The sequence below is a fragment of the Pseudomonas sp. PDM21 genome, assembly GCF_014852505.2.
Taxonomy (GTDB): domain Bacteria; phylum Pseudomonadota; class Gammaproteobacteria; order Pseudomonadales; family Pseudomonadaceae; genus Pseudomonas.
This window is the reverse complement of sequence record NZ_CM181223.1, coordinates 1,173,334-1,191,868: the sequence shown is the minus strand read 5'-3', so window position 1 is coordinate 1,191,868 and position 18,535 is coordinate 1,173,334. Positions and strand designations below refer to the sequence as shown.

Sequence of the window (18,535 nt, the reverse complement as noted above, 5' to 3'; positions counted from 1 at the left end):
CGCCTCCTCGCAGGATCTTCTTGTGGGAGGTAGAAAAACGCACGCGCGCCCCGTAGGGCGCGCGCTTGTTACTACGACGGGTGGTGCTTAGTGCACGTCCTTCCAGTATTCACGCTTGAGCAGGTAGGCGAATACGAAGAAGAAGGCCAGGAACAGCAGAACGTAGGTGCCGATGCGGTGAGAATCCAGCTTGTTCGGGTCAGCCGAATAAGCCAGGAAGGTCACCAGGTTCTTCACCTTCTCGTCGAACTGAGCTTCGGTCAGCTGGCCGGATTTCGGCACGATGGTCAGCTGGTCGCAGGCTTCGTGGGTCAGCGGGGTACCAGTCAGAGGATCGTACTGCTTCTTGCCATCCTCGACGACCTGAACCTGCTTGCAACCGACGACCTGGCGACCCTGCAGGCTCACCAGCACGTTCGGCATGCCGACGTTCGGGAAGATCTTGTTGTTCACGCCCCATGGGCGCTTGGGATCTTCGTAGAACGAACGCAGGTAGGTGTACAGCCAGTCAGCACCACGAACGCGGGCCACCAGAGTCAGGTCCGGCGGCGCAGCACCGAACCATGCCTTGGCGTCGGCCGGCTTCATGCCGATGTCCATGTGGTCGCCGATCTTCGCACCGGTGAACACCAGGTGGCTCATCATCAGCTCTTCCGGGATACCCAGATCACGGCCAACACGCTCATAACGCTGGAACTTGGCGCTGTGGCAGCCCATGCAGTAGTTGGCGAAGGTACGCGCGCCATCCTGCATGGCGGCCTTGTCGGTCAGGTCGATATCGACCTTGTCCAGGGCCGGGCCATGGCCTTCGGCGGCGAAGCCGAAGACAGGCAGCAGAGCCAGAACAAATGCAGCGAATTGCTTTTTCATCAGCCAGTCACCCTTTCCGGAACCGGTTTGGTTTTCTCCATCCGGGTGTAGAACGGCATCAGGATGAAGAAGGCGAAATACAGAATGGTGCACAGGCGGGACAGCGTGGTACCCAGCGGCGACGGCGCTTGCGAGCCGTAGTAGCCAAGGATCACGAAGGAAACCGCGAAGATCACCAGCCAGATCTTGCTCAGCCAGCCCTTGTAGCGGATCGAGCGAACCGGGCTACGGTCGAGCCACGGCAGCACGAACAGCACGGCGATGGCGGCGCCCATGGCGATAACACCCATCAGCTTGTCCGGAACGGCGCGCAGGATGGCGTAGAACGGAGTGAAGTACCAAACCGGAGCGATGTGCTCGGGGGTCTTGAACTGGTTCGCCATCTCGAAGTTGGGCTTCTCGAGGAAGAAACCGCCCATTTCCGGGAAGAAGAAGATCACGGTGCAGAAGACGAACAGGAAGACCACGACACCGACGATGTCTTTCACGGTGTAGTACGGGTGGAACGGGATGCCATCCAGCGGGATGCCGTTCTCGTCCTTCTTCTTCTTGATGTCCACGCCGTCGGGGTTGTTCGAGCCGACTTCGTGCAGCGCCAGGATGTGCAGCACGACCAGGCCGAGCAGGACGATCGGCAGCGCGATCACGTGCAGGGCGAAGAAGCGGTTCAGGGTGATACCGGAGATCAGGAAGTCACCACGGATCCACTGGGCCAGGTCTTCGCCGACGACCGGAATGGCGCCGAACAGCGAGATGATCACCTGGGCACCCCAGTAGGACATCTGGCCCCAGGGCAGCAGGTAGCCCATGAAGGCCTCGGCCATCAGGGCGAGGTAGATCAGCATGCCGAAGATCCACACCAGCTCGCGGGGCTTCTGATACGAACCGTACAGCAGACCACGGAACATGTGCAGGTAGACGACCACGAAGAACGCCGATGCACCGGTGGAGTGCATGTAGCGGATAATCCAGCCGTAATCTACATCTCGCATGATGTACTCGACGGACGCGAAAGCTTCTTCGGCCGACGGGGTGAAGCTCATGGTCAGCCAGATACCGGTGAGGATCTGGTTAACCAGGACGAGCAGTGCGAGGGAGCCGAAGAAGTACCAGAAGTTGAAGTTCTTCGGGGCGTAGTACTTGCTCAGATGGTCTTCCCACATCTTGGTCGCGGGGAAGCGGGCATCGACCCAAGCCATGAACTTGTTCATCAGGCTTTCTCCTGGTCCACACCGATGGTCAGCTCGTCACCATCAAGCGAATAAGGCGGAATCGGCAGGTTCAGGGGCGCGGGCTGTCCCTTGTAAACGCGGCCGGCGAGGTCGTAATGGGAGCCGTGGCACGGGCAGAAGTAGCCACCTTTCCAATCCGGACCGAGGTCTGCGGGAGCGACTTCCGGGCGGAAGGTCGGCGAGCAGCCCAGGTGGGTACAGATGCCGACGATCACAGCCAGTTCAGGCTTGATCGAGCGCACCTTGGGATCGACGTAGGCCGGCTGGTCCGAAGCCTTCGACTCGGGGTCGGCCAGTTGCCCGTCGAGGGTCGGCAGCGCGTCCAGCATTTCCTTGGTGCGATGAACCAGGAATACGGGCTTGCCGCGCCACTCAGCGATCACCTGCTGGCCCGGCTCGATCTTCCCTACGTTGACCTTCACCGGCGCGCCAGCGGCCTTCGCCTTGGCACTGGGGAACCATGACCCCACGAACGGGACCGCAGCTCCGACCGCTCCTGCCGCACCAACCACCGAAGTGGCCGCGACAAGGAAGCGACGCCGGCCTGCATTCACGCCGTCATTACTCATTCAGTCGTCTCCCATCAGCTTCAAGCCTGTTCAAATCAGGCTTTTAAGTAAAAATTCGAGCCGCGCAAAAAATTCGCCAAATGGTAAAGAAAAGCCCTTGTGATGACAAGGTAATAGCCTGTTACGCAACCCCTGGAACCCTTGCCCCGCGCGGCTTGCGCGGATGCGACACCTTGCCGCACGAACTTATTGAAGACATAAAAAAACGCCCAGTCCAAAGGATCTGGGCGTTTTTTTCGAAGCGTCGTATTAACGCTTGGAGTACTGCGGACGCTTACGCGCTTTGCGCAGACCGACTTTCTTACGTTCAACTTCGCGGGCATCGCGAGTGACGTAGCCGGCTTTACGCAGCGAGCTGCGCAGGGTCTCGTCGTACTCGATCAGAGCGCGGGTGATACCGTGACGGATCGCACCAGCTTGACCGCTTACGCCACCGCCAACGACGGTTACGTAGATATCGAACTTCTCGGTGTTCTCGGTCAGCTCGAGCGGCTGACGGACAACCATGCGAGCGGTCTCACGACCGAAGAACTGCTCGATGGAGCGGTTGTTGATGGAGATCTTGCCAGTGCCCGGACGCAGGAAGACGCGAGCGGTAGCGGTCTTACGACGGCCAGTGCCGTAATTTTGAGTCGCCGACATAATGAGCTATCCCGTTAAATCTTCAGTTCTTGAGGCTGCTGAGCGGTGTGCGGGTGGTTGGCACCCTTGTACACTTTCAGCTTGCGGTACATGTCGCGGCCCAGCGGGTTCTTCGGCAGCATGCCTTTGACGGCAGTCTCGATAACACGCTCAGGAGCCTTGGCGATCAGCTTCTCGAAGTTGATCGACTTGATACCGCCCGGGAAGCCCGAGTGATGGTAGTACATCTTGTCGGTAGCTTTGGCGCCAGTGACACGAACCTGCTCGGCGTTGATGACGACGATGTAGTCGCCGGTGTCAACGTGCGGGGTGTATTCCGGCTTGTGCTTGCCGCGCAGGCGGGTAGCAATCTCGGTAGCCAGACGACCCAGGGTCAGGCCAGCAGCGTCGACGACGAACCAGTCGCGCTTAACAGTTTCTGGTTTCGCGGTATAAGTTTTCATTCGTTATAGCCTCAGGGGCCGCCTGAAAATAAGACGGCGAATCTTACTGGACAGTGGTTGCCTTGACAAGTCAAGGACAGCCGAAGACAGACACGAATTGGGGCTCGGGTCGGTGTGCGTCCGTAACGACTAGATGTATCGATCGGCAGGCTTTGGCATCCCCCACCGATGAAAGGCTGCGGAATTATGCAGATTCCGGCAGAATTTTCAACCGTCTTACGCACTTGTTTTCATGAGGAGACCTGCATGGAGTACCGCCCGCTCGGCCGCACCGAACTGAAAGTCAGCGCCCTCTGCCTGGGGACCATGACCTGGGGCGAGCAGAACACGCAAAGCGAGGCCTTCGCCCAGATCGAACGAGCCAAGGCCGCCGGTCTGAATTTCATCGATACCGCAGAGATGTACCCGGTGCCGCCGCGCGCGGAAACCTACTCCCGCACCGAGCAGATCATCGGCAACTGGTTCGCCCAGCGCGGCGATCGCGCCGACTGGGTGCTCGCCAGCAAGATCGCCGGCCCCGGCAATTCCATCAGCCACATCCGTGACGGCCAGCCGAAGCTCGACCGCAAGAACATCGTCGCGGCGCTGGACGGCAGCCTCAAGCGCCTGCAGACCGACTGGATCGACCTCTACCAGTTGCACTGGCCCGAGCGCAGCACCAACTTCTTCGGCCAACTGGGCTACCAGCACAAGGAAGAAAGCTTCACCGCACTGGAGGACACCCTGGAGGCCCTGGACGAGCAGGTTCGCGCCGGCAAGATCCGCCACGTCGGCCTGTCCAACGAAACGCCCTGGGGCACCATGCGCTTCCTGCAGATCGCCCAGGATCGCGGCTGGCCGCGCACGGTGTCGATCCAGAACCCCTACAACCTGCTCAACCGCAGCTTCGAGGTGGGCCTGGCAGAAGTCGCCATCCGCGAGCAGATCGGCCTGCTGGCCTACTCCCCCCTGGCCTTTGGCATGCTCTCGGGCAAGTACTTCGGTGGCGCGCGCCCGGCCAATGCACGGATTACCCTGTTCAGCCGCTTCACCCGCTACACCAACCCGCAGACCGCCAGCGCCTGCGACCGCTACGTCACCCTGGCCCGCGAGCACGGTCTGGACCCGGCGCAGATGGCTCTGGCCTTTGTCACCAGCCGACCGTTCGTGACCAGCAACATCATCGGCGCGACTAACCTCGAACAACTGGAAGCCAACCTCGGCAGCTTCGAGCTGAAGCTCTCCGACGAGGTGCTGGCCGGCATCGAGGCGATCCACAAGGATCAGCCGAACCCGGCCCCCTGATCGTCTGCGCGCCACGAAAAAGCCCGGCCAATGCCGGGCTTTTTTCATCCGCGACGGTTACAGCGCGCGGGCGATGATTTCCTTCATGATCTCGTTGGTGCCGGCGTAAATGCGCTGCACCCGCGCATCGGCCCAGGCGCGGGCAATCGGATACTCCCACATGAAGCCGTAGCCGCCGTGGAGTTGCACGCACTCATCGAGCACCTTGCACTGCAGGTCCGTGGTCCAGTACTTGGCCATCGCCGCCGTGGGCACGTCCAGCTTGCCTTCCAGGTGCTGCTCCAGGCAGCGGTCGACAAAGACGCGGCCAACCTGAATTTCGGTAGCCATTTCCGCAAGCTTGAAGCGCGTGTTCTGGAAGTCCGCGACGGATTTTCCGAAGGCCTTGCGGTCGCGGGTGTAGTCCAGTGTCCATTTCAGCGCCGCCTCGGCCGAGGCCAGCGCGCCGAGGGCCACGGTCAGGCGCTCCTGAGGCAGTTCCTGCATCAGGTAGATGAACCCCTGCCCATCCTTGCCCAGCAGGTTTTCCTTGGGGATACGCACGTCCTGGAAGAACAGCTCGGAAGTGTCCTGGGCCTTCATGCCGACCTTTTCCAGGCGCTTGCCCTTGCTGAAGCCCGGCGTACCGGCCTCCACCAGGAACAGGCTGGTGCCCTTGGCACCGGCCTTGGGGTCGGTCTTGGCGACCACGATCACCAGGTCGGCCAGCCAGCCGTTGGTGATGAAGGTCTTCGAGCCGTTGATCACGTACTCGTCGCCATCCAGCACGGCGGTGGTCTTCACGCCCTGCAGGTCGGAGCCGGCGCCCGGCTCGGTCATGGCGATGGCCGAGACCATCTCGCCGGAAATCAGCTTGGGCAGGTAGCGCTGCTTCAGCTCTTCGCTGCCGTAGTGAAGGATGTAGGGCGCAACGATATCCGAGTGCAGGGAGAAGCCGATGCCGGTCAGGCCCAGGCGACCGATCTCCTCGATCACCACGGCGCTGTAGAGGAAGTCCGCCGCCATGCCGCCGTAGGCCTCGGGCAGGTGCGAACAGAGCATCCCGGCCTCGCCGGCCTTGTTCCACAGCTGGCGATCGATGTGGCCGTCCTTTTCCCACTGGGCATGGAAGGGCACCGCCTCCTGTTCGAGGAACTTGCGGACGCTGTCGCGGAACAGCTCGTGGTCGGAACTGAACAGGGTTCTTGGAATCATGCGCTGCACCTGCGGATCGGTTGTAGGAATTATTGGAAGGCCGACTGTAGGCCAAGCACGAACCGCTCTGCACTGGACACTTTCGCCAAAAAATAAGACGATCCAGCCGCATCATGACCGCTTTAGCGTCATGCAAAGACATCCATAAGAAGTACAAGAACCGATGCCCAACCCAGCTTCCCGCGTGCTGCGCCGCGTCAGCATCCTCGCCACCCATGGCGTGTTCGGCTCCACCTTGATGCAGGCCAAGGACTTCTTCCACATGGCTGCCCTGCGCCACGGCCGCCAACAGGGCCTCGGCCTGCAGCCCAGCTTCGAGACCCGCATCGTCAGCCCCGACGGCCAGCCGGTGATGAGTTTCAGTGGCGACCTCCTGCCGGTCCACGGCGCCCTGGACGAACCGGAGCTGATCATCCTCCCGGCCTTCTGGGGCGACTTCGACGAACTGCTGACCCTTTACCCGCAGGTGATGCCCTGGCTGCGCGAGCGCCACGCGGCCGGCTGCGTGCTGTGCGGCGAGGTCTCGGGAGTCTTCTGGCTGGCCGAGGCCGGCCTGCTGGACGGCAAGGAAGCAACCACCTACTGGCGCTTCTTCCGCGAATTCGCCGAGCGCTACCCCCGGGTGCTGCTCAACCAGGACAAGCACATCGCCGACGCCGACAATATCTACAGCGCCAGCGGCCTGACCTCGGTGCGCGACCTGTACATTTACCTGATCGAGCATTTCTGCGGCGCCGCCGTGGCCCAGGGCGTGGCTCGCGACATCCTCTACGAGGTGCAGCGCACCTACACGCCCGGGCGCCTGGGCTTCGGCGGGCAGAAGCTGCACCACGACCCGGCGATCCTGCAGATCCAGCACTGGCTGGAAGAACACTTCTGCGACAAGTTCCGCTTCGAGGATGTCGCCCGCGAGCACGGCATGAGCATCCGCAACTTCATGCGGCGCTTCCAGGCGGCCACCGGAGACAAGCCACTGCACTACCTGCAGCGCCTGCGAATCGAGACCGCGCGCAATCTGCTGTCGACCAGCCGCAAGAGCATCAAGACCATCAGCTACGAAGTCGGCTACGACGACGCCAGCTTCTTCGCTCGCCTGTTCAGACAGCACACCGGGCTGTCGCCGAATCATTACCGGCGCCAGTACGAACAGAAGGAAGCCTGAAACAGGCCATCCCTAGGATGGGTTCACGGACTCGGGGGCCGCCCTATGATCGGGGCAGCTTTCGACAACAAGAACCCAACGGGATATCGCCATGCGCCGCTTTCTGCTTGCCCTGCTGGCCGTCTTCAGCCTGAACGCTGTGGCGGACGACACCTGGAAACCCTTCCCCTACGACCAGAGCGCCTTCGACTACAGCGGGGACAAACTGCGCGAAGCCTGGCCGCGCCTGACTCGCGGCTTCGGCGCCAACTACCCCTTCCCGGATGCGGACTGGGTCGTGAGCATGGCCACCAAGCATCCGGATGCACTGGAGAAGACCGTGACCGCCGGCACCGGCTTCAGCGGCAAGCCGGAAGAGGCGCAGGTCTACGCCGAGAAGCTGCAGGACGTGTGGCGCAAGGTATTCCGCGGCGACTTCGCCCAGGCCAGGAAGGACGGTCTCGCGCTGGGTGTCGGCGGGCAGGTGCCGGGCATGTTCGCCCAGGTACTCTATGCCATGTTCCTCGCGCCGAATCAGGACGAGAAGCAGCGCCTGCTGGAGGAAGTCATCAGCTACACCGACGAGGCCGGTCCGCTGCTCAACGCCGACCCGATCGCCCAGTTCGGCCGCGCCTACGCCAAGGCCCGTCTGGCCGAAGACCTGCCGGTGCCGGTAGTGCTCAAGCGCGGCTACACCGGCGACATCCCCAAGGAACTGGACGCCCTGCTGGCCAAGCAGCCGAACCAGCCGTTCACCCTGGCGCTCTACGGCGGTTATGAAGCGGGCGTGATCCGCAAGGTTGGCAAGCTGGTGGGCAAGATGACCTACGGAGTCAGCGCGGACAAGATGGAGCAGTACTTTGCCCGCTCCTTCCGCGCCTCCGACGACCTGCCCATCGGCCACTACGAATACGCCAACGCGCTGAGCTATGTGTACGGCGAGGACGAGGAGCAGAAGGCGCTGGAGCAGTTGAAGAAGGCCGTGGCGATCAAGCCGATCAACGCCATGGAAGCGTTGGAAGTCGCCCATGCCCAGCAATTGCTGAAAAAGGCGCAGCAGGAGATGGCGCAGCGCTGATTCTTCACTTGTAGAAGAGCTGGAAACGAAAAAGGCTGCCCTCGGGCAGCCTTTTTCGTTCATCCGACCGTCAAGGACGGTGCGGGCGGCTCAGGTATTCGTGGGACTGCATTTCCAGCAGGCGGCTCAGGGTGCGCTGGAATTCGAACTCCAGGCGGCCACCGGTGTACAGGTCCTTGAGCTCGACCTCGGCGGAGAGGATCAGCTTGACGTTGCGGTCGTAGAACTCGTCCACCAGGTTGATGAAGCGGCGGGCCATGTCGTCCTTCGCCACACCCATCTGCTCGACGTTGGAAATCAGGATCGCGTGGAAGATCTTCGCCAGCTCGATGTAGTCGTTCTGGCTGCGCGGGCCATCGCACAGCTCGCGGAACTCGAACCAGGCCACGTCATCGCAGGTGATGCGCGCGCGGATTTCGCGGTTCTCGATCATCAGAGCGTCATCGCGGGTCGCCGCGGCACATTCCGGGGTCAGCGCCTTGAAGTCGCGGGTCATGGCCTGCTCGGCCTGCTCGGACAGCGGCCAGTGGTAAAGCTCGGCCTGTTCCAGGGCACGCAGGCGGTAGTCCACGCCGCTGTCGACGTTGACCACTTCGGTGTGCTGCTTGACCAGCGCGATGGCCGGCAGGAAGCGGGCGCGCTGCAGGCCATCCTTGTACAGGCCGTCCGGCACGATGTTGGAGGTCGCCACCAGGCTGACGCCGTTCTTGAACAGCTCTTCCAGCAGGGTCGCGAGAATCATCGCGTCGGTGATGTCGGAGACGAAGAATTCGTCGAAGCAGATAACCCGGGCCTCGTCGGCGAAACGCTTGCCGATGATGGTCAGCGGGTTCTTCTCGCCCTTGAGGGTCTTCATTTCCTCGTGGACGCGCTTCATGAAGCGGTGGAAGTGCGTGCGCATCTTCTGCTTGAAGGGCAGCGCTTCGAAGAAGGTATCCACCAGGTAGGTCTTGCCGCGGCCGACGCCGCCCCAGAAGTACAGGCCCTTCACCGGCTCCTGGGACTTCTTGCCCAGCAGCTTGCCGAACAGGCCGGTCTTGCCCTTATCGGCGGCAACCAGGTCGTCGTAGAGGCGTTGCAGGTGCTTCACGGCGTTCGCTTGCGCGGCGTCGTGGAAGAAATCGGGGCGTTTCAGGTCTTCCTGGTAGCGCTGAAGAGGCGTCATGATCGGTAGCAAGGCAACGAAAACGGGGGCGCACACTTTAGCGGCGCCCCCGTTGCTTGGCAATTGGCCGGTAGTCGGACCGGCCTGCCAACCCTCACTCCTGCGGAGCGAGAGCCTCACGCAGGCGCTGCATGGCAGCGTCGCGCTCCGCGTCGGAGGAGAACTCCGGGCTGTACGCCACGGCTTCGCCATCCAGGCGCACGCTGAAGGCATTCAGCTCGGCGTGCAGGTCCAGCTCCTCGGCTTGCAGGCGTTTGGTCACCTGGCCCGCAGCCTTGCCATCGGCGAAGGCGATGGACAGCAGCAGTTGCTCGCCAGCGGCATCCAGCAGGCGGAAGCGGAAGCCGTCGTCCTCACGGAAACTGACGAAACGCGCGGCCTTGGTGGCCTTTTTCTTGCCTTCACTGGCTACCTGCACCTGCTCGCGGAACGAACGCAGGCCGACGGATTCGCGCAGCTCGCCGAGGAACGGGGTAGCGATGCGGCGGGCCTTGGCGGCGCCGGCCAGGAGGATGTCTTCCAGGTCGGCCGGGCGGGTGATCAGTGCGTGGTAACGCTCGCGGGCTTCGCCCAGCTCGTTGTCGAGCAGCTCGAACAGGCGCTGCTTGGCCTCGCCCCAGGCCAGGCCACCGAGCAGCTCGGCGCGGAACGCAGCCTGTTGCTCGTGGGTGGAGAAGGCCTGGTACAGGGTGAACAGGTGCGAGTTGTCCGGGTCCTTCGGCTCGCCCGGCGCGCGGGAGTCGGTGACGATGCGTGCCACGGCTTCCTTGAGCTGCTTGGCGCTGCCGAACAGCGGAATGGTGTTGTCGTAGCTCTTGGACATCTTGCGGCCATCCAGGCCCGGCAGGGTCGCCACGTCTTCCTCGATCACCACTTCCGGCAGGGTGAACAGTTCCTTGCCGTTGCCGAACAGGTGGTTGAAGCGCTGGCCGATGTCGCGGGCCATCTCGACGTGCTGGATCTGGTCGCGGCCGACCGGCACCTTGTGGGCGTTGAACATCAGGATGTCCGCGGCCATCAGCACCGGGTAGCTGTACAGGCCCATGGTGACGCCGGCGTCCGGGTCTTCACCGGCCTCGACGTTCTTGTCCACCGAGGCCTTGTAGGCGTGGGCGCGGTTGAGCAGGCCCTTGGCGCTGACGCAGGTGAGCAGCCAGGTCAGTTCGGGGATTTCGGGAATATCGGACTGGCGATAGAAGGTCGCCTTGTCCGCATCCAGGCCGCAGGCCAGCCAGGTGGCGGCGATCTCCAGGCGCGAACGCTGGATGCGCGCCGGGTCATCGCACTTGATCAGCGCGTGGTAGTCGGCCAGGAAGTAGAAGGAATCTGCCTGCGGATCGCGGCTGGCAACGATGGCCGGGCGGATGGCGCCGGCGTAGTTGCCCAGGTGCGGAGTACCGGTGGTGGTGATGCCGGTCAGGATACGGGTCGTCATGGGAATCCAGGAATCAACGCAAATGAAAGGGCGGGCCGGATGGTAACGCGGCTGACCGACCTAGGCGAGCCGGGCCTGTATCAGGTCCTTGAGCTCGATCAGCTTGCCGTGGAAGAAATGGCTGCACTCGGGGATGCGGATCAGCTCGTGGGGCTTGCTCAGCTCCGCGCTCCAGGCGTAAACGCGCTCAGGGGTGACCACTTCATCGGCCTCCGGCTGGATCACCGTGAGCGGGCAGCGCTCGGGCAGGTCGACGTCGAAACGCTCCACCGGCGGCGCCAGCATGAACAGTTGCGCAAGGTCAGCGCCCTCTTCTTCCAGGCGCTCGGCGGCGTTGCCGGCCACGCAGGAACCGAAGGAGAAGCCCATCAGCGTCAGCGGCAGCCCCGGATGCTGCTCGGCAAGCCAGTGCGCGACGGCCAGCGCATCGTCGATCTCACCGCGGCCTTCGGCATAACTGCCGGCGCTCTGACCCACGCCACGAAAATTGAAACGCAGGGTGGCGTATCCTGCATCCCGTGCGGCGCGCTGCAGGGTGGCGACCACCTTGTTCTGCATAGTGCCGGCGAACAATGGATGCGGATGGCAGATCAGCGCGACGCCCCTGGCGTCGGGCGTGGCGAGGTGCAGGGCTTCCAGCTGGCCGTCGGGGCCGTCGAGGAACAGGGGGATTTCGCGGGTGGTCAAACAACAGCTCCGTGACCCCGTGGCGGGTCGTCTCGTCTAGCTCAATACCTGCGCAGGCGGCGAAGCATTCGCCACGGTATACAAGCACAGGTGCAAGCCGCTAACGTAAAGCAAAGCCGTCTATAGAGGAAGGATTCGCGTGGAACAGTCCCTCACCACCTGGTTGCTGCCGCTACTCGCCCTGATCGTCGGGGTCGGCATCGGCTTTCTGATCGCCCGCCTTCTGCCCAACGCCGCGCCCAACAAGCTGCAGCGTCAGGTAGACGACATGCAGGATCGTTTCGATAGCTACCAGCGCGAAGTGGTGACCCACTTCAGCACCTCCGCCAGCCTGATGAAGAAGCTCACCCAGAGCTATCAGGATGTGCAGGAACACCTGTCCGAAGGCGCCGAGCGCCTGGCCCTGGACGAACAGACCAAGCAGCGCCTGCTGGCCGCCCTGCACGCCGACGAGTACCCCGAGCGCCGCGAGCGGCTGACCCCGCCGGCAAACAACGAAGCGCCGCGCGACTATGCACCCAAGACCGGCGACGGCCCGGGCACCCTGGACGAGACGTACGGGCTGAAGAGCAAGTACTGATACCTCGCGCCAAAGAAAAAGCCCCGCCGATGCGGGGCTTTTTCATTCATGCGGCCAGGATTACCAGCGGAAGGTGACGCTACCCAGCAAGGTGCGCTCCTCGCCCCAGTAGCAGCGCCCGGCGTTGTTGCAGCCAGCGACGTATTCCTTGTCCAGCAGGTTCTTCGCGTTCACCTCGGCGGACCAGTGCTCGTCGAGCTGGTAGCCGACGAGCGCGTCCACCAGGGTCACGTCGCCGGTATCCAGCTTGCCGTACAGCGACGCCGGGGTGTAGGCGAATGTGCTGTCGAAGTGCCGTACGCCGCCGCCCACGCGCAGGCCTTTGAGATAGCCATCGAGGAAGCGGTAGGTGCCCCAGGCCGAGGCCTGGTTGCGCGGCACGCCGGTCATCTGGTGGTCCTCCAGCAGCGAGCCGGGGGAATCCTTGGTGATCCGCGAGTCGGTGTAGGTATAGGAAGCTGTCAGGCTGAGGTTCTCGGTGATATCGCTGTTGACCTCCAGCTCCAGCCCCTTGGAACGGCTTTCACCCACCTGCCGGTAGTCGCCGACCGTGCTGTCGTAGATCACGTCGTCGGTCTTGCGCAGGTCATAGACCGAGGCGGTCATCGAGGTGTTCCAGCCCTTGGGCTCGTACTTCACGCCGACTTCGTACTGCTCGCTGGTGGTCGGGTCGAGGGTGCCGGACTTGCTCGACGTCTGCTGGGTCGGTGCAAAGGCCGTGGAGTAGCTGACATAGGGCGACAGGCCATTGTCGAACTGGTACATCAGGCCAGCCTGCCAAGTGAAGTCATGGTCCCAGTAGTCGAGGTCGGCCAGGCCGTTGGTGGTACCGGCGCGGTTGCGGTATTGGCTGTTGACCTCGTCGAGGCGCCCGCCAAGCAGGGCGATCCAGTTGTCATAGCGCGTCTGCAGCTGGCCATAGAGGCCGTACATCTTCTGCTCCAGCAGCGCGTCCTGCACATGGATCGGCGTCGTCGGCTTGGTCGTCCACACCGGATCGAACACGTTGACCGAGCCGCCGGCGCCCGCGTCCCAGTCCTGGTTGAACGAGGTACGGTCGAAGCTCGCCCCCACCAGCACGGTATTGGCCAGTTCGCCGGACTGGAAATGCCCCTCGAACTGGTTGTCCAGCGAGTAGGTCATCGACTTGTTGTAGCGGTCGTAAGCGGTGTTGTTGACGTTGGTGCCGAAACCGCCGTTGTTCAGGCTGCCCGGCCACATCTCGCGACGGTCGATGCGCGACTGCATGTAGCGCGAGTTCTGGCGGAACTGCCAGGTGTCGTTGAACTGATGGCTGAACTCGTAGCCCAAGGTCCAGGCTTCGCGCTCGAACTTGTCCCAGTCCGGATTTCCGGACAGGGTGTCCTTGTCGATCTTTCCGTTGGGGTTGTGCAGCAAGGTGCCCGCCGCCGGGTAGCCCAGCTCCATCAGCGTGCGGTCGCGCTGGTAGGTCGAGAGCAGGGTCAGCGAGGTGGCATCGTCGAAGTTGAAGGTCATCGACGGAGCGATATAGAGGCGGTCGTCCGGCTGGTGATCGACCTGGGTGTCGGAGTCGCGGCCGAGCATCACCACGCGGCCGAGGATATTGCCTTCATCGGTCAACGGGCCGGAGACATCGACGCCCAGTTGCTTGCGGTCATGGGAACCGTAGGTGAGCTGGACCTCGCCGCGCGGATCGACGGTCGGGCGCTTGCTGACCAGGTTGACGATGCCTCCGGGCGCATTCTCGCCGTAGAGGATCGAAGTCGGGCCGCGAAACACCTCGACGCGTTCCAGGCCATAGGGTTCGCTGGTGGTGTCGTAGCGGTTGCCCTGCACGCGCAGGCCGTCGCGCAGCAGACCATAGCCCCAGTCGGTGGCATTGAAGCCGCGAATGAAGAACAGGTCGCCAGCCAGGCCATCGCCGGCGGCGAACGGCGGGGCGAAGATGCCCGGTACGTAGCCCAGCACATCGGTCAGGGTCTGCGACTGCTGGTCCTCCATGCGCTGGCGGGTCACCACCGAGATCGAGCGCGGCGTCTCCGCCAGGGAAGTGCTGGTCTTGCCAGCCGTGGAGCTGACCTTGGCGTTGTAGCCGTTGTCATCCTGCTGCGCGCCAGCAGCGCCTGTGCCGATGATCGAGGTCGAATCCATCTGCAACACCGTGCCGCTCGGGTCAGGTTGCAGCACGTAGCCGCCCGACTCCTGCGGCACCGCCTGCAGGCCGGTGCCATCGAGCAGCAACGCCAGGGCGCGCTCGACGCTGTAGCGACCATCGAGGCCCTTGCTGGACTTGCCGGCAGTCAGGTCGTTGTGGCCGACCAGGTAGATCCCGGCCTGGCTACTGAACTGGTTGAGCGAGGCCGCCAGGGCGCCCGGCGCGATGTGGTAGTCGCGCAGAACAGCCTGTTCTGTGCCAGAGGCCGCCTGGGCGGGTGAGTTCAGGGGCAGCGCAGCGACGCTGCAGAGCGACAACGAGATGGCCAGCGCCAGCGGCCGCCGGGCGAAGCGGCGCGAGGTGGAAGTGGACGAGTACATGGAATTCCCTGGTTCGGTGCAGTGGGTAAAAGTGCGTTTCCATGGAGTGACCGAACGGGAAACTGAAAAGGGAACCGCTGCGGAAAGTTTTTTCGCGATACCTCAGGCTGACTCGATGCTGACCCACCAGGGCGTCAGGCGCTGGACCTGCACCGGCAACGCCGCCGCCAACAGGCGCAACGCCTGATCACTGTCGTCCAGCGGGAAGGCGCCCATCACCGGCAACTGCGCGACTGCAGGATCACAGCCCAGGTAGCCGTGGCGATACCGCCCCAGTTCCTCGACCAACTGGCCCAGCGACATGTTCTCGGCAGTAAGCACATGGCGTACCCAGGACTCCCCTGCCGTCTGTGCTGCCGACACCTCGCCGATGGCACGACGCGTGAAGTCGACGCGCTGACCGGCTTCCAGCACCCTCCTCTGGCCACTCTCCGCCGTGCGGATTTCCACCGCTCCGCTGTAAACGTTGAGTCGCGTGGCGTCGCCCATCTGCCTGACCGCGAAGCGCGTACCCAGCGCACGCAGGCGCCCCTGCTCGGTGTCGACGAGGAAGGGCCGGTTCGCGGCATCCCTGGCGGTGTCCACCAGGACTTCGCCGAAGCGCAGCCGCAGCAGGCGCTGGTCTGGGCCGAAATCGGCATCCACCGCGCTGATCGCCGCCAGCCAGAGGTGCGTGCCATCGGCGAGAATCGTCTCGCGAGTCTCCGCGGTGCTGGTGCTGTAGTCGGCGCTCCAGCCCTGCACCAGCCTCGGCAAGGTCGTGCCGCGCCAGGTGCCCCAGCCGAGCAACAGGCCGCCGCTGAGTACCAGCAGGCTCTTGAGCCCCTGGCGACGCGAAAGCTGGCGCTCGCCGCTGGTCTTGAGCACCCGCCCCGCCAGTTGCCGCTCACCCTGTAATGGCGCGAAGCGTTGGCCTATGCGCTCGACGTAATGCCAGGCGGCCTGGTGCTCGGCGTGCAGCTCGAACCACTGGCGCCATTGCGCGTGGAGTTGCGCGCTGGGATTTTCATCCTGCAGCAGCACGTACCAGTTCGCCGCCTGCTGCAGGCTGGCGTGGCTGAGTTTGTTTTCGTGGCCGTTCACTCCACCAGTACTCCGTCCAGCTCGGCTTCGAGCACCGCACAATGCAGGAAGGCCTGGGCGAGATACTTCTTCACCATGCGCTCGGACACCCCCAACTCCATGGCGATTTCGCGGTACGGCAGGCCATCGATCTGCGCCAGCAGGAAGGCCCGACGCACCTTGAGCGGCAGGCGCAGCAGCATGGCATCGACCTGATGCAAGGTTTCCAGGATCAGCGCCAGTTGCTCGGGCGACGATTGCACCGCTTCGGGCTGAGCGGCCAGCGACTCCAGCCACGCCTGCTCCAGTTGCTGGCGGCGCCACTGGTCGATCACCAGGCCACGGGCAATGGTCGCCAGATAGGTGCGCGGTTGGTCGAGGTACACCGCAACGCCCTTGGCGCGCGTCATGAGCACACGCAGGAAGGTGTCCTGAGCGAGGTCGGCGGCGCGCTGCGAGCAGCCGGTCTTGCGCCGAATCCAGACCTGCAGCCAGCCATGGTGATCAGCATAGAGGCGGTGGATGTCGTGATCCGCGAGTTGTGTACGACCCAATAGCGACACCGCCGCACCTGCTATTCAGCAAATAATAATCAGTCTCATTATTAGGCAGCATACAGGTCGGCGGCAATAGCCATCTGCCAGTGAACGTTCGCGAGTCGTCTCGAGGGCTCGCTCCTACAAAGAACAAAAAAAGCCCCGCAGAAGCGGGGCTTTTTCACAACGCGGAGGCGATCAGATCGCGCCGCGCTGGCGGAGCAGGTCGAGGACTGCCTTGACGCCCTCTTCCACCGACTGACTCTGGGTGTCGACCACCAGATCGGCATCCAGCGGCACGTCGAACGGGAAGGACTCACCCGGAATGTTGTCCTGGCCGGCGGCGTACAGGCCCTGCGGGTCACGCTCACGGCAGACCTGCGGGGAGGCCTGGACGTAAACGGTGACCAGGCGCTCGGCGCCGATCAGCGATTTGGCGCGCTCGCGGCCTTCGGCGCTCGGGGCGACGAAAGCGCACAGGCTGATCAGGCCGGCTTCGTTGAACTGCCGAGCCACATGAGCAGTGCGCAGCCAGTTCTCGGTACGACCGGCGCGATCCTGCGGCAGCCCTTTGTTCAGGTCATGGCGCAGGTTCTGGCCATCCAGCACATAGACAGCACGCCCCATGTCGAACAGCTTGCGCTCTACGGCATAAGCCAGGGTGCTCTTGCCGGCGCCTGAGAGGCCGCTGAACAGCACCGTAGCGGGCTGCTGGCCGAAGCGTGCAGCGCGCTCCTCGCGAGCGACATGGGCGTTCGCACCATGGTGGGCGACAGCACCGTGGCTCGACTGCGGGGCGGCGATGATCATGCCGGCGCCGACTGTACCGTTGGTCAGGCGGTCGATGACGATGAAGGCACCGGTAGTGCGGTTCTCGCCGTAGCCGTCCAGCGCGATCGGCGCATCCAGGCTGACCTTCACACGGGCGATCTCGTTGAGCTTGAGTTCGCTGGCGGCGGTCTCTTCCAGGGTGTTCACGTCCACCTTGTGGCTGATGCTCGGGATCGAGCCCGGCACGTAGCTGGTAGCGCGCTTGATGTCATACTTCTTGCCCGGCAGCATCGGCTCTTCGGCCATCCACACCAGCATGGCGTCGAAGCCGTCGGTCACCTGCGGACGGTTGTCGGCGTGAACCAGCATGTCGCCGCGGGAGACGTCGATTTCGTCTTCCAGGGTCAGGGTGATCGCCTGCCCTGGACCGGCCTGCTCCAGCTCACCCTCGTAGGTGACGATGGACTTGACCTTGCTGCCCTTGCCCGACGGCAGGGCGATGACTTCGTCGCCCTTGCGCACGATGCCGCTCGCCAGGGTGCCGGCGAAGCCGCGGAAGTTCAGGTTCGGACGGTTGACGTACTGCACCGGGAAGCGCATGTCGTCGAGGTTGCGGTCGCCCGCGACTTCCACGGTCTCGAGGATTTCCATCAGCGACTGGCCGGTGTACCACGGCGAGCGCTCGGACTTGTTGACCACGTTGTCGCCCTTCAGCGCCGACATCGGCACGAAGTGCAGGGAGTTGGTCTTGAGGTTGATCTTGTCGGCGAACTGCAGGTAGTCGGCCTTGATCTGCTCGAAGACGCCCTGGTCGAAACCCTTGAGGTCCATCTTGTTGATGGCGACGACGATGTGTTTGATGCCCAGCAGCGAGGCGATGAAGCTGTGCCGGCGAGTCTGGGTCTGCACGCCGTAGCGGGCGTCGATCAGGATGATGGCCAGGTCGCAGGTAGATGCGCCGGTAGCCATGTTGCGGGTGTACTGCTCATGGCCGGGGGTGTCGGCAATGATGAACTTGCGCTTGGCGGTGCTGAAGTAGCGGTACGCCACGTCGATGGTGATGCCCTGTTCGCGCTCGGCCTGCAGGCCGTCGACCAGCAGCGCCAGGTCGACGTCATCGCCGGTGGTGCCGACTTTCTTCGAGTCGCGGGTGATGGCCTCGAGGTGGTCCTCGTAGATCATCTTGGAGTCGTGCAGCAGGCGCCCGATCAGGGTGCTCTTGCCGTCGTCGACGTTGCCGCAGGTGAGGAAGCGCAGGAGTTCCTTGCGCTCGTGCTGGGCCAGGTAGGCGAGGATGTCCTCGCTGATCAGATCGGATTGATGCGACAT

17 protein-coding genes are annotated in these 18,535 nt (G+C 63.4%); 4 read left to right on the top strand and 13 right to left on the bottom strand.

The features are described from left to right. Positions 1-87 precede the first annotated feature (87 nt). The 5 genes from IB275_RS05730 to rplM form a co-directional block, all read right to left on the bottom strand. Positions 88-870, bottom strand: coding sequence for a cytochrome c1 (locus tag IB275_RS05730; RefSeq protein WP_081517481.1), 783 nt, complete (start codon positions 868-870; stop codon positions 88-90). After that, a complete protein-coding gene (locus IB275_RS05725) occupies positions 870-2,081 on the bottom strand; it encodes a cytochrome b (protein ID WP_045209611.1) in 1,212 nt (403 codons plus the stop codon). The genes IB275_RS05730 and IB275_RS05725 overlap by 1 nt, the downstream gene beginning before the upstream one ends. Beyond that, positions 2,081-2,671 (bottom strand): ubiquinol-cytochrome c reductase iron-sulfur subunit, encoded by a 591-nt coding sequence (petA, locus tag IB275_RS05720; protein WP_081517479.1) that lies wholly within the window; start codon positions 2,669-2,671, stop codon positions 2,081-2,083. Before petA ends, IB275_RS05725 begins: the two co-directional genes overlap by 1 nt. A 249-nt stretch (positions 2,672-2,920) precedes the next feature. Then, a complete protein-coding gene (rpsI, locus tag IB275_RS05715) occupies positions 2,921-3,313 on the bottom strand; it encodes a 30S ribosomal protein S9 (protein ID WP_015475858.1) in 393 nt (130 codons plus the stop codon). A gap of 14 nt (positions 3,314-3,327) precedes the next feature. Further along, positions 3,328-3,756: a 50S ribosomal protein L13 gene (rplM, locus tag IB275_RS05710; RefSeq protein WP_015475857.1), complete on the bottom strand. Its 429-nt coding sequence runs from the start codon at positions 3,754-3,756 to the stop codon at positions 3,328-3,330. Positions 3,757-4,002: 246 nt separating this feature from the next. On the opposite strand from rplM, the gene IB275_RS05705 reads away from it, so the two are divergent. Then, the gene (locus IB275_RS05705) at positions 4,003-5,040 is read left to right on the top strand and encodes an NADP(H)-dependent aldo-keto reductase (RefSeq protein ID WP_192289980.1); all 1,038 of its coding nucleotides are present in this window, start codon (positions 4,003-4,005) and stop codon (positions 5,038-5,040) included. Between the two features lie 57 nt (positions 5,041-5,097). Here IB275_RS05705 and IB275_RS05700 read toward each other — a convergent pair whose 3' ends face one another. Then, positions 5,098-6,243: an acyl-CoA dehydrogenase family protein gene (locus IB275_RS05700; protein ID WP_174824619.1), complete on the bottom strand. Its 1,146-nt coding sequence runs from the start codon at positions 6,241-6,243 to the stop codon at positions 5,098-5,100. Between the two features lie 253 nt (positions 6,244-6,496). Here IB275_RS05700 and IB275_RS05695 point away from each other — a divergent pair, with 253 nt between their 5' ends. Both IB275_RS05695 and IB275_RS05690 read left to right on the top strand, forming a co-directional pair. Then, positions 6,497-7,396, top strand: coding sequence for a GlxA family transcriptional regulator (locus tag IB275_RS05695; RefSeq protein ID WP_167523310.1), 900 nt, complete (start codon positions 6,497-6,499; stop codon positions 7,394-7,396). 91 nt (positions 7,397-7,487) lie between these two features. Further along, positions 7,488-8,453: a hypothetical protein gene (locus tag IB275_RS05690; RefSeq protein ID WP_192289982.1), complete on the top strand. Its 966-nt coding sequence runs from the start codon at positions 7,488-7,490 to the stop codon at positions 8,451-8,453. 70 nt (positions 8,454-8,523) lie between these two features. On the opposite strand, the gene zapE is transcribed toward IB275_RS05690, so the two are convergent. The 3 genes from zapE to IB275_RS05675 form a co-directional block, all read right to left on the bottom strand. Next, entirely contained in the window at positions 8,524-9,618 is a 1,095-nt protein-coding gene (gene zapE / locus IB275_RS05685; RefSeq protein ID WP_081517474.1) for a cell division protein ZapE, read from the bottom strand. A gap of 94 nt (positions 9,619-9,712) precedes the next feature. After that, positions 9,713-11,053, bottom strand: a complete 1,341-nt coding sequence (locus IB275_RS05680; RefSeq protein WP_192289984.1) for a tryptophan--tRNA ligase — start codon at positions 11,051-11,053, stop codon at positions 9,713-9,715. A 60-nt stretch (positions 11,054-11,113) separates the two neighbouring features. Further along, positions 11,114-11,740, bottom strand: a complete 627-nt coding sequence (locus tag IB275_RS05675; protein ID WP_192289986.1) for an alpha/beta hydrolase — start codon at positions 11,738-11,740, stop codon at positions 11,114-11,116. Positions 11,741-11,879: 139 nt separating this feature from the next. Here IB275_RS05675 and IB275_RS05670 point away from each other — a divergent pair, with 139 nt between their 5' ends. Continuing rightward, positions 11,880-12,320, top strand: coding sequence for a Z-ring associated ZapG family protein (locus IB275_RS05670; protein ID WP_045209602.1), 441 nt, complete (start codon positions 11,880-11,882; stop codon positions 12,318-12,320). A gap of 60 nt (positions 12,321-12,380) precedes the next feature. Here IB275_RS05670 and IB275_RS05665 read toward each other — a convergent pair whose 3' ends face one another. The 4 genes from IB275_RS05665 to cysN all read right to left on the bottom strand — a co-directional run bounded on the left by IB275_RS05665 (position 12,381) and on the right by cysN (position 18,535). Next, a complete protein-coding gene (locus tag IB275_RS05665; protein ID WP_192289988.1) occupies positions 12,381-14,837 on the bottom strand; it encodes a TonB-dependent siderophore receptor in 2,457 nt (818 codons plus the stop codon). Between the two features lie 102 nt (positions 14,838-14,939). Further along, positions 14,940-15,920, bottom strand: coding sequence for a FecR domain-containing protein (locus IB275_RS05660; RefSeq protein ID WP_192289989.1), 981 nt, complete (start codon positions 15,918-15,920; stop codon positions 14,940-14,942). Then, positions 15,917-16,453, bottom strand: a complete 537-nt coding sequence (locus IB275_RS05655) for a sigma-70 family RNA polymerase sigma factor (protein WP_192289991.1) — start codon at positions 16,451-16,453, stop codon at positions 15,917-15,919. Before IB275_RS05655 ends, IB275_RS05660 begins: the two co-directional genes overlap by 4 nt. Before the next feature lie 180 nt (positions 16,454-16,633). Further along, positions 16,634-18,535, bottom strand: a complete 1,902-nt coding sequence (gene cysN / locus IB275_RS05650) for a sulfate adenylyltransferase subunit CysN (protein ID WP_192289993.1) — start codon at positions 18,533-18,535, stop codon at positions 16,634-16,636.

Coding starts and splice junctions, on each gene's coding strand:
- IB275_RS05730 (WP_081517481.1), bottom strand. CDS start 870: ATGAAAAAGCAATTCGCTGCATTTGTTCTGGCTCTGCTGCCTGTCTTC.
- IB275_RS05725 (WP_045209611.1), bottom strand. CDS start 2,081: ATGAACAAGTTCATGGCTTGGGTCGATGCCCGCTTCCCCGCGACCAAG.
- petA (WP_081517479.1), bottom strand. CDS start 2,671: ATGAGTAATGACGGCGTGAATGCAGGCCGGCGTCGCTTCCTTGTCGCG.
- rpsI (WP_015475858.1), bottom strand. CDS start 3,313: ATGTCGGCGACTCAAAATTACGGCACTGGCCGTCGTAAGACCGCTACC.
- rplM (WP_015475857.1), bottom strand. CDS start 3,756: ATGAAAACTTATACCGCGAAACCAGAAACTGTTAAGCGCGACTGGTTC.
- IB275_RS05705 (WP_192289980.1), top strand. CDS start 4,003: ATGGAGTACCGCCCGCTCGGCCGCACCGAACTGAAAGTCAGCGCCCTC.
- IB275_RS05695 (WP_167523310.1), top strand. CDS start 6,497: ATGGCTGCCCTGCGCCACGGCCGCCAACAGGGCCTCGGCCTGCAGCCC.
- IB275_RS05690 (WP_192289982.1), top strand. CDS start 7,488: ATGCGCCGCTTTCTGCTTGCCCTGCTGGCCGTCTTCAGCCTGAACGCT.
- zapE (WP_081517474.1), bottom strand. CDS start 9,618: ATGACGCCTCTTCAGCGCTACCAGGAAGACCTGAAACGCCCCGATTTC.
- IB275_RS05680 (WP_192289984.1), bottom strand. CDS start 11,053: ATGACGACCCGTATCCTGACCGGCATCACCACCACCGGTACTCCGCAC.
- IB275_RS05665 (WP_192289988.1), bottom strand. CDS start 14,837: ATGTACTCGTCCACTTCCACCTCGCGCCGCTTCGCCCGGCGGCCGCTG.
- cysN (WP_192289993.1), bottom strand. CDS start 18,535: ATGTCGCATCAATCCGATCTGATCAGCGAGGACATCCTCGCCTACCTG.